17 protein-coding genes are annotated in these 14746 nt (G+C 39.2%); 5 read left to right on the forward strand and 12 right to left on the reverse strand.

Going from position 1 to position 14746, the window contains the following annotated elements:
* Positions 1-82 precede the first annotated feature (82 nt).
* The 4 genes from HQN86_RS18180 to HQN86_RS18195 all read right to left on the reverse strand — a co-directional run bounded on the left by HQN86_RS18180 (position 83) and on the right by HQN86_RS18195 (position 2620).
* On the reverse strand, positions 83-334 hold the full coding sequence (locus HQN86_RS18180; protein ID WP_048908165.1) for a DUF6952 family protein: 252 nt from the start codon (positions 332-334) through the stop codon (positions 83-85).
* On the reverse strand, positions 334-642 hold the full coding sequence (locus tag HQN86_RS18185; protein ID WP_172662315.1) for a thioredoxin family protein: 309 nt from the start codon (positions 640-642) through the stop codon (positions 334-336). The genes HQN86_RS18180 and HQN86_RS18185 overlap by 1 nt, the downstream gene beginning before the upstream one ends.
* 13 nt (positions 643-655) lie before the next feature.
* Positions 656-1288: a peroxiredoxin gene (locus HQN86_RS18190; protein ID WP_172662316.1), complete on the reverse strand. Its 633-nt coding sequence runs from the start codon at positions 1286-1288 to the stop codon at positions 656-658.
* 162 nt (positions 1289-1450) lie between these two features.
* On the reverse strand, positions 1451-2620 hold the full coding sequence (locus tag HQN86_RS18195; protein WP_172662317.1) for a hypothetical protein: 1170 nt from the start codon (positions 2618-2620) through the stop codon (positions 1451-1453).
* Between the two features lie 120 nt (positions 2621-2740).
* Between HQN86_RS18195 and HQN86_RS18200 the strand changes: the two genes are divergently transcribed.
* Complete coding sequence (locus HQN86_RS18200) at positions 2741-4141, forward strand: aldehyde dehydrogenase family protein (protein WP_172662318.1); 1401 nt, start codon at positions 2741-2743, stop codon at positions 4139-4141.
* On the opposite strand, the gene ygiD is transcribed toward HQN86_RS18200, so the two are convergent.
* Together ygiD and HQN86_RS18210 are read right to left on the reverse strand one after the other, a co-directional pair.
* Positions 4142-4969, reverse strand: a complete 828-nt coding sequence (gene ygiD / locus HQN86_RS18205) for a 4,5-DOPA-extradiol-dioxygenase (protein WP_172662319.1) — start codon at positions 4967-4969, stop codon at positions 4142-4144. It lies immediately after the preceding gene.
* Between the two features lie 52 nt (positions 4970-5021).
* Positions 5022-5594, reverse strand: coding sequence for a YceI family protein (locus tag HQN86_RS18210; RefSeq protein WP_172662320.1), 573 nt, complete (start codon positions 5592-5594; stop codon positions 5022-5024).
* 147 nt (positions 5595-5741) lie between these two features.
* On the opposite strand from HQN86_RS18210, the gene HQN86_RS18215 reads away from it, so the two are divergent.
* The 4 genes from HQN86_RS18215 to HQN86_RS18230 are packed head-to-tail and all read left to right on the forward strand — an operon-like array spanning position 5742 to position 9411.
* Positions 5742-6428 (forward strand): peptidylprolyl isomerase, encoded by a 687-nt coding sequence (locus HQN86_RS18215; protein WP_172662321.1) that lies wholly within the window; start codon positions 5742-5744, stop codon positions 6426-6428.
* Positions 6425-7195 carry an exodeoxyribonuclease III gene (locus HQN86_RS18220; RefSeq protein WP_172662322.1) on the forward strand — a complete coding sequence of 257 codons (771 nt, stop codon included), beginning with the start codon at positions 6425-6427 and terminating at the stop codon, positions 7193-7195. Before HQN86_RS18215 ends, HQN86_RS18220 begins: the two co-directional genes overlap by 4 nt.
* Before the next feature lie 3 nt (positions 7196-7198).
* Positions 7199-8443 carry an imidazolonepropionase gene (hutI, locus tag HQN86_RS18225; protein ID WP_172662323.1) on the forward strand — a complete coding sequence of 415 codons (1245 nt, stop codon included), beginning with the start codon at positions 7199-7201 and terminating at the stop codon, positions 8441-8443.
* Positions 8443-9411: a formimidoylglutamase gene (locus HQN86_RS18230; protein WP_172662324.1), complete on the forward strand. Its 969-nt coding sequence runs from the start codon at positions 8443-8445 to the stop codon at positions 9409-9411. Before hutI ends, HQN86_RS18230 begins: the two co-directional genes overlap by 1 nt.
* On the opposite strand, the gene HQN86_RS18235 is transcribed toward HQN86_RS18230, so the two are convergent.
* The 6 genes from HQN86_RS18235 to lpxD all read right to left on the reverse strand — a co-directional run bounded on the left by HQN86_RS18235 (position 9372) and on the right by lpxD (position 14648).
* Positions 9372-9950: a 5-formyltetrahydrofolate cyclo-ligase gene (locus tag HQN86_RS18235; protein WP_172662325.1), complete on the reverse strand. Its 579-nt coding sequence runs from the start codon at positions 9948-9950 to the stop codon at positions 9372-9374. The two genes, HQN86_RS18230 and HQN86_RS18235, sit on opposite strands and share 40 nt — an antisense overlap.
* An 84-nt stretch (positions 9951-10034) precedes the next feature.
* Entirely contained in the window at positions 10035-10595 is a 561-nt protein-coding gene (gene efp / locus HQN86_RS18240; protein ID WP_048908156.1) for an elongation factor P, read from the reverse strand.
* Positions 10596-10751: 156 nt separating this feature from the next.
* Positions 10752-11366 carry an ABC transporter ATP-binding protein gene (locus HQN86_RS18245; protein WP_172662326.1) on the reverse strand — a complete coding sequence of 205 codons (615 nt, stop codon included), beginning with the start codon at positions 11364-11366 and terminating at the stop codon, positions 10752-10754.
* An 11-nt stretch (positions 11367-11377) separates the two neighbouring features.
* Positions 11378-12163, reverse strand: a complete 786-nt coding sequence (gene lpxA / locus HQN86_RS18250; RefSeq protein ID WP_048908154.1) for an acyl-ACP--UDP-N-acetylglucosamine O-acyltransferase — start codon at positions 12161-12163, stop codon at positions 11378-11380.
* The gene (locus HQN86_RS18255; RefSeq protein WP_172662327.1) at positions 12160-13572 is read right to left on the reverse strand and encodes a bifunctional UDP-3-O-[3-hydroxymyristoyl] N-acetylglucosamine deacetylase/3-hydroxyacyl-ACP dehydratase; all 1413 of its coding nucleotides are present in this window, start codon (positions 13570-13572) and stop codon (positions 12160-12162) included. The genes lpxA and HQN86_RS18255 overlap by 4 nt, the downstream gene beginning before the upstream one ends.
* The gene (lpxD, locus tag HQN86_RS18260) at positions 13572-14648 is read right to left on the reverse strand and encodes a UDP-3-O-(3-hydroxymyristoyl)glucosamine N-acyltransferase (protein ID WP_048908152.1); all 1077 of its coding nucleotides are present in this window, start codon (positions 14646-14648) and stop codon (positions 13572-13574) included. Before lpxD ends, HQN86_RS18255 begins: the two co-directional genes overlap by 1 nt.
* Positions 14649-14746 lie beyond the last annotated feature (98 nt).

Genomic DNA, 14746 nt, shown 5'->3' on the forward strand with positions numbered 1-14746 from the left:
GAATGACGAGTGTGCTAAAAAAGTTTAAGCAATAAAAAGGGGGATCTCACACTGAAATCCCCCTTTTTATTATGTTGCTAAATTAATGCCTGTCAATTGATCCCATTACTTTTTGACCAAATGCATTTAATGCATCTTTTTCAACTGCTCCTGCTTTTACGTTCTCATGAACTTCAAGCGCTCCGCAGATATTGGTGATCATCTCTCCTGCTACATCAATTTCTTCCTCACTTACCCCTCTGAATTCACAAAAAGCTTCTAAAACTGATAAAGTTGCCTCAAGATTTTCTGGAGTAGTATTTTGGAATAGCTGTCTTATAACCGGAATTTTCATTATTTTATTTTATTAAATAATTCGCTTAATACTTCTGCTTTGTTCGTTTGAACCTGATCTACCAAAACGCCGCCTTCAAAGGCTGCAAAAGTTGGTAAATTGTCAACCGTTGCCAGTTTACGTGAAGCCGGAAGTTTTTCGGCATCCACAATTAAGAAAGCAACATCTTCGTTTTCAGCAGCTAGTTTCTTAAACTTAGGCTTCATGATTCGGCAATTCCCGCACCACGATGCAGCATACTGAACCATTACTTTCTTGTTTTCAGCAACATATTGTTGAAGATTATCTTCTGTTAATTCTAAAAACATAATTTTTAATTGATTAGTTAGCGCTTAAATATTCAGCAACGCCAGTTCTGTTTGCATTCATTGCTTCTTTTCCTTCTTCCCAGTTTGCAGGGCAAACTTCGCCATGTTTCTGAACGTGAGCGTAAGCATCAATTAAACGTAAATATTCTTTAACATTTCTACCTACTGGCATATCGTTAACGCTTTCATGGAAAACTTTGCCGGTTTCGTCAATTAGGTAAGTTGCTCTGAATGTAACGTTTGATCCAGAGAAGATTTCGTTTCCTTCTTCATCATATTCAACCTCTTGCTCAACAATACCTAAAATGTTAGACAATTGTCTATGAGTATCTGCTAAAATTGGATAAGTAACGCCTTCAATACCACCATTATCTTTTGGAGTGTTTAACCATGCAAAGTGCACTTCGTTTGTATCGCATGATGCACCAATTACAATTGTATTTCTTTTTTCAAAGTCAGGTAAAGCTGCTTGAAAAGCGTGCAATTCTGTTGGACAAACAAAAGTAAAATCCTTTGGATACCAGAATAATAAAACTTTTTTCCCTTTGCTTACTGCTTCTTCAAATACATTGATCTTTAAATCGTCACCCATTTCTGACATCGCATCGATACTAACACTTGGGAATTTTTTTCCTACTATAGCCATAATTATATTTTGTGTTTTATTGTTGTTTTTGATGGTGCAAAGGTAAGCCTATCTGTACTCAAAAACAACCATATTCAAGATATAACAGATACTTAATCTTGATAGGCACATAGACACAAACTATAACACAGAAAAACAAATTAGTTTTTATCTATTTGTGTTTTACCTCATTATTCTTCCTGCTTTATCAGTATTAACAGCAAATGGTTTTAGATATTCGTTTACCAGAACGGCAAACTCTCTTCTTGTAATATTTCGCGCAGGATCGTATTCCGTTTTAAACTTATATACAGTTTTCCAGTTCTTCTTAATCTCGTCTTCGGTATTCTTTGGCGATTTCCCTCCCACATAACAAACAAGGTTTAGTGTTGCGCCGATAGTCATTTCGGGCTCCTTATGTTCATCAAACCAGATCTGTGCCTTATAATAATACTCCTTAACAGGTTCTTTTATTTCTGCGGTTGATACCGTCCGCTCCGGTTCAAAATTAGCCACTCCGTTAACTATATCTGCTTTTAAAAATCCCGAAAGACCCAGAAACTGAATAGATTTCCAATTGGTATCAGTTGGTTTAATATCTGAAAATGGCATTAGGGACAACTGGTACTTCATTAGCTCGCCCTGAATCTCCTTTAACGGAGCCTGAGAGGTTTTAGTTTTGAAAAAAGCAGCATAAGCAGCCACAGCTCCGGCAGCCTGTCCTGCGGCGATGCTTTCAATTCCTGAATTTAGCAGCACAAGATTATCCTGTTCAGGAATAAGCAGATCGCTTAGAAATAGCTGATTTGAGGACGTATTTCCTGTATGTTCACCAGAGGCAATACTTGTTCTGTAAAGATTGTTATTATAAGTAAGGGAATGCCACGACTTATTTACATTTTGCAAAGGAATAGCAGCATTAACCTTTCCTGTTTTATCCGCATTAACCATGGCAATAGCCTTTATTGTTCTGCCGTCACTTAGCTGCGCACTCCAGCCGCTTCCAGATCTTTTTAATTTTATCCAGTTCGCATTTTTTATTATTGTCAGGTTTTTAAGTGTGTCTGTCCATGATTTTATCGCGGAGTTGATTTCGGCTTTATCTTGGGGCTTTTGCCTCTTAATCAGGCTGGCTTCTATCCCAGAAGATAAATTCCCTGAGGCGAGTGTGGCTTCAAAATCTTCTCCCGGTAATAATAAAACTGTTTTAGCACCAGAAACACTTGATTGAATGCTTGCTGCCAATGCACCCCTGCCATTACCAATAACCAAAACCCCTGTTTTAACGGTCTGGGCATTCCCCAACTGGAGAAATAATATAGTGGCTAGTACAGTAAAAAATCCCCTTTTCATTTTGTATATTTATTTTACATGTGCAATATCCCTTAAATCAATCTATTTTCAATACAATAGTAATTAAGGACAATTAATTTAACCTATTTTAACAATTTTAGGCCGGTTTGGCAAGCTAACATGACGCAAACGATCAACTCTGTTTTTAATGCCCAGCAAGCGCATAAATATACGCTTAGGACCAGTAATGCCGCACAAAGAATTAATAAATTAAAGGCATTAAAGCGCGGTATAGAAAAGCATGAGGCTGAGGTATATGTTGCTTTACAGCAGGATCTTCGCAAAAGCCAGTTTGAAGCTGCCGTTACCGAACTGATTTTTACTTATGCTGAAATTGATTTTGCGATTAAGAACGTCAAAAATTGGATGAGGCCTAAATACATTGGCAAAACAATAACCAACCTTTTTGCAAAAAATAGGCTTTATTATGAACCAAAAGGCGTTTGTTTGATCATTTCGCCGTGGAACTATCCTTTTCAATTGCTGATGGCCCCCTTAATCTCTGCCATTGCAGCAGGGAACTGCGCTATATTAAAACCATCAGAGCTCAGCCCGGCAACCAGCTCAGTTATTGCACGGATTATTGCCGAATGTTTTGAAGAGCAGGAAATCTGCTGCTTTGAGGGCGATGCCTCGGTATCAACAGCTTTGCTTGAACTGCCATTCGATCATATTTTCTTTACAGGAAGCACCGCCATTGGAAAGGTGGTGATGGAAGCCGCTGCAAAAAACCTCACTTCTGTAACATTGGAATTAGGAGGGAAATCTCCTACTGTAATTGATGGTACCGCCAACTTAAAGAGTGCAGCAGAAAAGATTGCCTGGGGGAAATTGATGAATGCCGGACAAACTTGTATTGCACCTGATTATGTTTTTATTCCGGAAGAAAAACAAGCTGAATTTATTGGGCATTATAAGGAATCCGTAAACAAAATGTTCTGCAACGGGAACAATACCATCGATCACTCCGTTTATGCTAAAATTATAAACGACAGGCATTTTAAAAGATTAACAGGACTGATTGCTGATGCAACAAATAAAGGCGCCAATGTGGCGTTTGGAGGCGAAACAGACCAGGGAAATAACACCATTAGCCCTACGGTTCTTACGCGAATCAGCGATGATTCAAATATCATGAACGAAGAAATTTTTGGCCCTCTATTGCCAATCATTACTTATAAAAGTTTAGATGAAGTAATTGACCGCATCAACAAAAAAAGCAAACCGCTGGCCCTATATATATTTAGCGATAGCAAAGAGAACATCCACCGTATTATAGCAAATACCAGTGCAGGTGGTACCTGTATTAATGATGTATTAATTCATATCTCAAACCCGAAATTGCCTTTTGGGGGGGTAAACGGAAGTGGCATGGGAAGTTGCCATGGAGAATTCGGCTTCAAGTCGTTCAGCCACGAAAGAGCTGTTGTTTTCCAATCTAAGTTAGATATGACCGGGATGATTTATCCTCCTTATTATGGCAAAGACTGGGTATTAAAGTGGCTGAAAAAACTAATGTGATTAGCCTACCTTAACAGAAGTCATGGTTAATGAACCGCCGACTGCCTTATCGTTAAATAACGAAACTTCCTCATTATCATTTTTCAGACCAAGGGTATACATTAAGGGCAGATAATGCTCCGGAGTAGGGATGGCCAGCATAGCCTCTTTACCAAGCGATTGATAGTTCATCAAGGGATTGTGCTCATTGTTTAGAATCAGGCTTTTAAACTTATCGTTCATTTGTAAAGCCCAGTCATAGCCTCCGCCATTTATCATTTCCCAGCTCATCATCCTAAGATTGTGAACCATATTTCCGCTCCCAAGAATTAAAACCCCCTTCTTTCTTAAAAGTTGCAATTCCCTGGCCAGCTCATAATGATAGCGCGCATCCTTGGTATAGTCGATGCTCAATTGCAATACAGGGATATTTGCCTCTGGGTACATGTGTCTTACAACAGTCCATGCACCATGGTCAAGCCCCCAGTCATGATCCAGGCCAACTTGCGTATGTTGTATAAGTCCTGCCGTTTCAGCAGCAAGTTCCGGATTTCCGGGTGCGGGATAAACTACATCAAAAAGTGCCTGTGGAAACCCGCCAAAATCATGTATAGTTTTAGGGAAATCCATGGCAGTAATGTGCGTGCCTTTGGTAAACCAATGTGCAGAAACCACCAGTACTGCTGTTGGAACTGGCATATTTTGAGCCATAGAGGCCCATTTGTTGCTAAACTCATTATCCTCAATCCCATTCATTGGAGATCCGTGCCCCACAAATAGAACAGGCATAAGGTTTTCCTGAATTGGCAACCCGCTTGTGAATGTTTTGAATTGAGATAAGTTAGTCATAATGAGTAGAAATTAATACAGGCCGTCTGGATAAGACGGCCTGTAAAATCAATTATTTTGCCTGAACAAATTCCAGGTTTAAGGCTATTTTAACGTCTTTACCTACACCCATTCCTGTTGGATCATATTTGATATTATAATCTAAACGATTAATGGTTGTGTTAGCTGAGAAACCTGCTTTGGTATTTCCTTGCTGATCTTTAGCTGTTCCGCCGAATACTACATTGAACTTAACATCTTTCGTTACATCACGAATTGTCAATTTTCCACTCAATTCATAGTTATTTCCTTTCAATTTTTTAAATGAAGTGCTTTCGAAAGTCATGTATGGAAAAGTTTCAGCATTAAAAAAATCATCAGATTTTAAGTGCTTATCGCGAGGTTCAACACTTGTAGAAATACTGTTTACATCAACTGAAAAGCTGATTTTTGCATCAGTTAAATCCTCTTTAGCTGCAGTAACTGCGCCATCAAACTTTTTAAATGATCCATCTACAAATGAGATTCCCATGTGTTTCACTGAGAAATTTATAAATGAGTGCATCGGATCTACCGTCCACTTTGTTTGTGCGAAAGACGCAACACTGATTGAAATTGCAACCAGGAATAAAAATACCTTTTTCATAATTTTTTTGAGTTTTAATTTTACAAAAGTACACCTCTGGGTTTTAGCCGGCCTTGATGTATGGTAAGAAAGATAATCAATAAAATTGAAGCTTCCCACATTTCAATAAAGCCATTTTTAACTTACCTTAGCTCCAAAGTAATATTAATGAACAGGATTCTAGCCTTACTACTATGTCTGGGTGTTTTCTCTGCCTTCGCTGCAAAGCCAAAACACCAATACGTTAAAATTAAAACGGATATGGGCGAATGTATAATCATGCTTTACAATGAAACTCCCCAGCACCGGGATAACTTTGTATCCCTCATTAAAAAGGGTGTTTTTGAGGGCACTTTATTTCATCGGGTTATCAAAAACTTCATGATTCAGGGGGGCGATCCGGATTCAAAAGTTGCAAAACAAGGGGAATTGCTGGGAAATGGAACTGTAGGCTATACCATTCCCGCTGAATTTAGAGACAGTTTATTTCATAAAAAAGGTGCGCTTGGCGCTGCAAGAGACGACAATCCCGAAAAGGCATCAAGCGGATCTCAGTTCTACATTGTTCAGGGTAAAAAATTTACAGATCAGGGATTAGATTCATTAGAAACGAATCGCCTCCATTTCAAAATACTGGTTTGGCAGAGAGAAGTCTATAAGAATTTAGGCGGCACACCACATCTGGACAGAAATTATACTGTTTTTGGTGAGGTTGTTCAGGGCTTAGATATGGTTGATAAAATCGCTGCTGTTTCCAGGGATTCAAACGACCGCCCCTTTGCTGATGTGAAGATGTCTGTTTCTGTATTAAAAAGGCGCGCAGCAAAAAAATTAGAAAAATTATATAATTTATGAAGATCATCTCTTACAATGTTAACGGCATTCGCTCTGCATCAACAAAAAATTTTTTTGGGTGGCTACAGTCAACCGATGCCGATATGGTTTGCTTGCAGGAAGTGAAGGCCCTGCCTTCTCAAATTCCGGAGATACTTGCCTTAATTGAGCAATTAGGATATCATCACTACTGGTTTCCGGCAGAGAAAAAAGGATATAGCGGAGTGGCTATCCTTACCAGAATAAAACCAAATCATGTGGAGTACGGTTGCGGAGAAGAATGGATAGATAAAGAAGGACGTATTTTAAGAGCTGATTTTGACGGCTTCTCTTTAATGAGCCTCTACATGCCATCTGGATCCAGTGGGGACGACAGACAGGTTAAGAAGTACGAATTCATGCGTTTCTTTGATACATATATTGGATACCTGCGCAAGGAGTATCCTAATTTGATTATTTCAGGCGATTACAACATTTGCCATACCGCCATCGACATTCACAACCCAAAATCAAATGCAAACTCTTCGGGTTTCTTACCGGAAGAACGTGAATGGATGGAGCTGTTTTTAAACAATGGGTTCATAGATACTTTCAGGCACTTTAATAAAGATCCGCACCACTATACCTGGTGGAGTTTTAGAGCAAATTCAAGGGCTAAGAACCTGGGGTGGCGCATCGATTACCATTTAGCAACCCAACCTCTTTTAAATAGGCTGAAACACGTTTCAATACTTCCCGACGCAATTCATTCGGATCATTGCCCTGTTCTATTAGAGCTAAATCCCTAAACCATGTCTGCCCTCTTAATAACAGATATTGACACGCTTGTAGGCACTCACCCTAAAAACATTTCTGTTTTAAAAGGTGGTGCTATGAATACTTTGCCTGTTATAAACAACGCCTGGATATTATGTGAGGGGGGATTAATAACTGGTTTTGGCAGTATGGACAACCTACCTGCTGATCTGCCTACATCATTAACCTCCATTTCTGCTAAAGGAGGTTATGTTTTTCCCTCTTGGTGCGACTCACATACACACATTGTATTTGCTGCTTCCAGAGAAGAGGAATTTGTAATGAAGATTAAAGGAAAAGGCTATGAAGAAATAGCGGCTGCAGGGGGTGGTATTTTGAACTCGGCCCGTAAACTCCAGCACGAATCTGAAGATCACCTATTCGAAAGCGCCTCCATCAGGCTAAACGACATGATTAAGCAGGGAACCGGAGCCGTTGAAATTAAGAGCGGCTACGGACTAACTTTTGATAGTGAATTAAAAATGCTTAGGGTAATCAGGCGGCTTAAAGACGCTTTTAAAGTTCCTGTTAAGGCGTCGTTCCTTGCTGCTCATACTTTTCCTGAAGACTATAAAAAAGATCGTAACGGATACATTAGGCTTATTATAGAGCAAATGCTCCCTGGAATAGCTAACGAAGGACTGGCAGACTATATGGATGTTTTTTGTGAAAAAGGCTTTTTTTCTGCGGAAGAAACGGATAAACTTTTAGAAGCCGGTGTGAAATATGGATTACCGCCTAAAATTCATGCAAACCAATTGTCTATATCAGGCGGCGTTCAGGTTGGTGTAAAACATAATGCGATTTCCGTGGATCACCTTGAAGCTACCGATGAGGATGTGATTAACTGTTTAAGCACAAGCAATACAATTGCTACCCTTCTTCCATCTTGTTCTTTGTACCTTGGTATTCCCTTTGCAAATGCCCGCGGCCTAATTAATGCGAATGTTCCCGTGGCATTAGCCTCTGATTTTAACCCCGGTTCTACGCCTTCAGGAAATATGAATTTTGTGGTTTCGTTAGGCTGTATTAAATTAAAGATGCTCCCGGAAGAAGCTATTAATGCCGCTACTTTAAATGGAGCTGCCGCAATGCAGTTATCAGATGTTGCAGGAAGCATTGCAATAGGGAAAAAAGCGAACCTTTTCATTACCCGCCCCATGAGTTCAATAGCTTATCTGCCTTATAGTTTTGGGCAGTCGCAAATAGAAAAAATCATTTTAAACGGAGAAGTAAACTAATGGATGGACTTAGAATTTATTTGAATAAGGATATTCTAAAATTAGTCAATATCCGCAGCGGCGAAACAAAATTAGGTGAACGCGTGAAGGTCATTGCTACTTTAGAAGATCTGAATACTTCCGAGGCCCGTTTTGTATTACTGGGAATTCCTGAAGATATCGGGGTAAGAGCCAATTACGGTCTGTCGGGCACATCTACAGCATGGGGCCCGGCGCTTAAAGCTCTTCTTAATACCCAAAGTAACCGTTTTTTAGATGGGTCAGAATTAATCGTTCTAGGCCATTTTGAGTTTACTGAACCCCAAAATAATACGATTGAAGCATTACAGAAAAAGGTATCAGAAATAGATAATCAAGTTTACGAATGTGTTCTTAAAATTATAGCTGCAGGCAAAACCCCCATTATTGTTGGCGGAGGGCACAATAATGCCTATCCCATCATTAAAGCGCTGGCCTCAGTCCACAAGAAGGCTGTTGATATACTCAATATAGACGCTCATGCCGACTTAAGAGAGCCAAAAGGCAGGCATAGTGGTAATAGCTTCAGTTATGCCTTAAAAGAAGGTTATTTAGCCAAATACGGGATCTTTGGATTGCACCATAATTACAACAATGAAGCAATTCTAAAACAAATAGAAGAGAATGAAAAAATACAGGTTGTTTTCTTTGATGATATCTTATTGTCGGACGCTACAGTAACCCTTTGGACCCCATTCATCAGTGCCTTTAAAAATCCTGGTCTAGAAATCGATCTTGATAGTATAGAGAATATGCTGTCAAGTGCTGCTACGCCCTCCGGATTTAGCTTAAATGACATCAGAAAGCTCATTCTTCGGTCATCAAAACAATTTGCCTATTTGCACATATGTGAAGGCGCAAGCGAAATGGCTGATGGAAGAACCAGTTCCTTTACTGGCAAAAGTATTGCCTACCTGATCACTGATTTCCTGAAATCATACACCCTATGAGGTGTAATACACAAATCCATTTGGATATCATGTTCATTTACATCCTCTATATCATCTCCTGATTCGAAAAAGGAAACACCCACCTTAAGTGTGGTCAAGCCCTGTAGAAACCTGTCATAAAACCCTTTCCCATAGCCAACCCTATAGCCTCTTTCATCAAAAGCCAATAATGGAATGATCACCATTTCCACATCCCCACTGTGGAGTTCTCCTTTTTGAGGCTCTAGAATATCATATAAGTTCTTTTCTAAACCATCCTTCCCTGAATAAACATAATTGTGCATTAAGGCCGTTTCAAAATCTGCTTTTGGGACAATAATTTTAATATCAGGATGGTTATTTCTAAGCCAATCGATGAAAAGAAATGTATCTGGTTCGTTTTTCTCAACTATGGGTAAAAAAACATGGATTGTCTTCACCTCCGAAAAATCAAGTCTTGAAAAATGAGCTAATAATTGGTTACTAAGTGCAGGTATTGCTGAGGGGGAGAGTAATTTTCTCTTGTTCAATGCTAATTTCCTAAGTTCTGCCTTTTTCATTTAAACAAATATAAAAAAAGATGGCTTCGGGAACCACTCCGAAGCCACAATCAACCTAAACCTAAAACTAAACTATGAAAATTCTTATTTTACTCTTTCTACGTAATCGCCAGTGCGTGTATCTATCTTAACTTTATCGCCTTGATTGATAAACATTGGCACTTTTATTTCAACTCCGGTCTCTACTGTTGCATATTTAAGTGCGTTTGTAGAGGTATCGCCTTTAACTGCTGGCTCAGAGTACGTTATTTCTAATTCAACATGTGAAGGTGTTTGTGCCATAATAGGCTCGTCACTTTCAAATGCGATAATTACATTCATTCCTTCTTTCAAAAAGCGAAGGCTTTTACCAAATAACACCTTTGGTATGTTAAACTGCTCGTAAGTAGTATTATCCATTACTACAAGTGCTTCACCATCTTCATACAAGTATTGGTAATCGTTGGTTTCAACACGGCAAATCTCAACATCTTCATCAACACGGAACCTATATTCTACAAGTTTCCCTGTTTTTACATTCCGCATTCTTGCTTGATAAAAAGCGCGTAAATTACCTGGTGTACGGTGTAGAAACTCTTCTACTTGCACTAATTCTCCGTTAAAACGAAGGATATTACCATTTTTTACTTCTGATGCTTTTGCCATTTTATTCTGAAATTTTGCCTAAACCACCGGCTATTTTTCGTGCCGCAAAGGTATAAACTATTTATTAATTCTACAATAGTAATTTAAAAATATTTTTTTATCGTTCTTTAATGCCCAAATCGACCGCTTTTGCACTTATCACAAATATAATTTTTGTTATTTATAATCCGTTATTTGAACGAAATGGTTACAAAACGAATACTCAGCTTCCTGATTTGAGCCTACTATTACAAGCCGGTCAGCCGTAAAACGTGCGATCAGTTCATGATACCATACAACACCTTGCTTATCTAAGTTTGAGGTCGGCTCATCCAATAAAAGTATTGGTGTATCTGTACAACATGCCAGAACAAGCTTGGTTCGCTGTTTCATTCCAGACGAGAAGTGTTTTAGTGCCTTGTCTTGCGATTTCTTTAATCCAAGCAGATCCAAGACCATCTCTTCATCAAAGCCCTTCTGCAGCGTCTTAAACCTGAAATGGAAATCGATGGTTTCCTGCAGCGTAAATTCTTCGATCAAATCTAAATACGGTGCCGCAAAACTGATATATTCATAGATTCGCTCTACGGGTATATTCTTCTGATTATTATAGGTTATAGCACCCTCCGACGGAGATAAATTTCCCAGTACAACACTCAAAAGTGTCGATTTTCCAGAGCCATTTGGGCCTAAGATTGCGTATTTGCCGCCAGAATTAAATTGATAATTTATTCCTTTAAAAATCCATTCCTGGTTAAACCTTCGCCCAATGTCCTCTAAAGTAATTGTCATTGATTGATCAATTAGCTTCCAGAACCAAAGCCCTTCATTACACCTCTGTTTGAGTTTCTAATAAAATCAACTATTTCATCACGAATTTCTGTTGGTTTAAATTCTGCTTCAATCATATCCAACGCTTTAGTAACGTTATTATGTTTCACAAATAAAACCCTATAGATCTCCTGTATCTCGTTAATCTTTTCAGACGAAAAGCCTCTCCTTCTCAAACCTACTGAGTTAATTCCTGCATACGAAAGCGGCTCTCTTGCTGCTTTGACGTAAGGCGGAACATCTTTCCTTACCAGGGAACCTCCGGTAACAAAGGCATGGGCACCAACTTTTACAAATTGATGGATAGCCACTAGTCCTGCCAGTACTACATAATTACCAATGGTAATATGGCCTGCCAAGGTGGTGCTATTAGAAAAAATGCAGTAATCTCCAACTTCACAGTCATGAGCGATGTGAGAATATGCCTGTATAAGGCAATTACTTCCTATTACCGTCTTCCACTTGTCTTTTGTTCCCCTGTTTATAGTCACGCACTCTCGGATAGTGGTATTGTCTCCAATCTCAGCTGTGGTTACCTCACCAGCAAATTTTAAATCCTGAGGCACACCAGAAATTACTGAGCCCGGAAAAACCCGGCAGTTCTTTCCAATACGCGCTCCATCCATAATGACTACGTTAGAACCTATCCAGGTTCCCTCACCAATCTCTACGTCCTTATGTATCACTGCAAAAGGCTCTATTACCACATTATCGGCAATTTTTGCCTGAGGGTGTATATACGCTAGGGGTTGTATCATGCTACTGGTTCGCTATCTTTTACTTTTACAATTTGTGCCATCATCTCTGCTTCCACAACTACCTTGCCTCCAACCATTCCGACACCCTTCATCTGGGCAATTCCCCTTCTGATTGGTTCCATCAAATCGCATCTGAAAACAATAGTATCGCCTGGCGATACTTGAGCCCTAAAGCGTACATTATCTATTTTTAAGAACAAGGTAAGGTAATTTCTTGGATCTGGAACTGTGCTCAGGACCAAAATACCTCCGGTCTGCGCCATTGCCTCAATTTGAATTACTCCCGGGAACACTGGCGCTCCAGGGAAATGTCCTTTAAAAAACTCTTCATTCATGGTAACATTCTTAACGCCAACTACGTGTGTTTTAGAAAGTTCCAATATTTTATCAATAAATAGAAAAGGTTGTCTGTGCGGTAAAATATCCATGATTTGAACCACGTCGTAAAGTGGTTTTACCGATGGGTCATAAACGTGCTGTACCTTTTTGTTTTTTTCTTTTTTGATTGCTGCTTTAATCTTTTTTGCAAAGGCAACATTTGCTGCATGACCTGGGCGGGCAGCCATAATATGGCCCTTTAAATGCACTCCAACAAGCGCAAGATCACCTATCATGTCCAACAATTTATGTCTGGCAGGTTCATTTTGATACCTTAATTCCATGTTATTTAAGATCCCCTGTGGAGCAACCTCTATCGCCTTTCTATTAAAAATAGTAGCTAAATGGTCTAGTTCCTCTTTGGTAACTTCTTTGTCAACAATAACTATGGCATTATTTAAATCACCTCCCTTAATCAGATTATTTTGTAATTGATATTCAAGTTCGTGTAAAAAACAAAAAGTTCTGCACGATGCAATTTCCTTTCTGAATTCAGCAATACTTGAAATGCCAGCATGCTGACTGCCTAAAACAGGTGAATTATAATCTATCATACAGGTAAACCTATAGTCGTCAAGCGGCATTGCTACAATCTCCACTTTTCTATCCGGTTCTGTATAAGTTATATTATGTGGTATTTGAAAGTACTCGCGATCGATATCTTGTTGCTGAATTCCGGCTGCTTCCAGTGCTTCTAGGAATAGGATTGCGCTGCCATCCATAATTGGCGTTTCCGGACCATCCACTTTCATAAGCACATTATCCAGATCCATACCTACAAGCGAGGCCATTACATGCTCAACGGTACTTACACTTGCGCCATTCTGAGAAATAGTTGTGCCTCTGGCAGTATCAGTAACATTATCACAATCTGCATCAACTATTGGCGCTCCTGGTAAATCTACTCTTTGGAATTTAAATCCATGATTTTCAGGTGCGGGACAAAAAGTTAATGTAACATTTGCTCCGGTATGCAGGCCTACCCCTTTTACGGAAACCTCGTTCTTAATGGTCTTTTGCTTAACGTTCATTATTTATCTTGTATTGTACTGTTTTGCTCAATTAACGCTTTTAATTGTGCGATAGTTGTTTCTAAGGCTGCTATTCTTTTTTCAACAGCAGGTAATTGTTTAAATATTACAGATGCGCGCATCCAATCTCTTAGTGGCTGGGCAGGGCTGCCGTGCCATTGTTTATTTTCTTCTGTTGTACTAAAATTAATACCCGCCTGTGCGCCAATTTGTGTTCCCTTAGCTAATGATAGGTGACCCGCAATACCAACCTGTCCTCCAACAACGGATTTCTCACCCAGTTTGGTACTTCCCGAAATTCCGGTTTGCGCGGCAACAACACTGTGTTCACCAACATCAACATTGTGGGCAATTTGAATAAGATTATCCAATTTAACCCCTTTTCTAATGAAAGTGGATCCCATTGTTGCCCTATCGATCGTAGTATTCGCGCCAATCTCAACATCATCTTCAATAACCACATTGCCAATTTGGGCAATTTTTGAATAGGTCCCGTCAGCTTGTGGGGCAAACCCAAAGCCATCACTACCTACTACAGTGTTTGCGTGTATAAAAACCCGATCTCCAATAACTGACCGGTTATAAATCTTTACCCCCGGAAAAAGTGTACACCCCGTTCCAATTTTGGTATCAGGGCCCACGTAAACCTGAGCAAGTATTTTCGAGTTATCTCCTATTTCTACGTTTTCTGCGATATAAGAAAAGGCTGCTATAAAGACATTTTTACCCAATTTTGCAGTTGGGTGCACAAAGGATGGCTGTTCAATTCCTGATGAGTCATTAACCTGACTAATCACTTCATTGTACCTGTCTAACAACACAGAAAATGCACTATAAGGATCTGCAACCTTAATTAAGGTACTTTTTACAGCCTGTGCAGGCAAAAAATCTTGACTAACAATAACTACAGAGGCATTGGTAGAATATAAATAGTTCTCGTATTTCGGGTTGGACAAAAAGCATAAAGATCCCGGCTTGCCATCTTCTATTTTAGAAAGCTCTTCGACTTTTACATTTTCGTCGCCCTCAATGGTGCCATTTATAAATTCGCTTATCTGCTTGGCAGTAAATTGCATTTTACAAAGTTATATGTTAAATTGATATGAACAAATAAACCTATTTAGGTTATTATAATTCCATCTTAGATTAAGAAACTAAAAACGGGATTAAAAAC

It is taken from the genome of Pedobacter panaciterrae, assembly GCF_013204795.1.
Lineage (GTDB): Bacteria > Bacteroidota > Bacteroidia > Sphingobacteriales > Sphingobacteriaceae > Pedobacter > Pedobacter panaciterrae.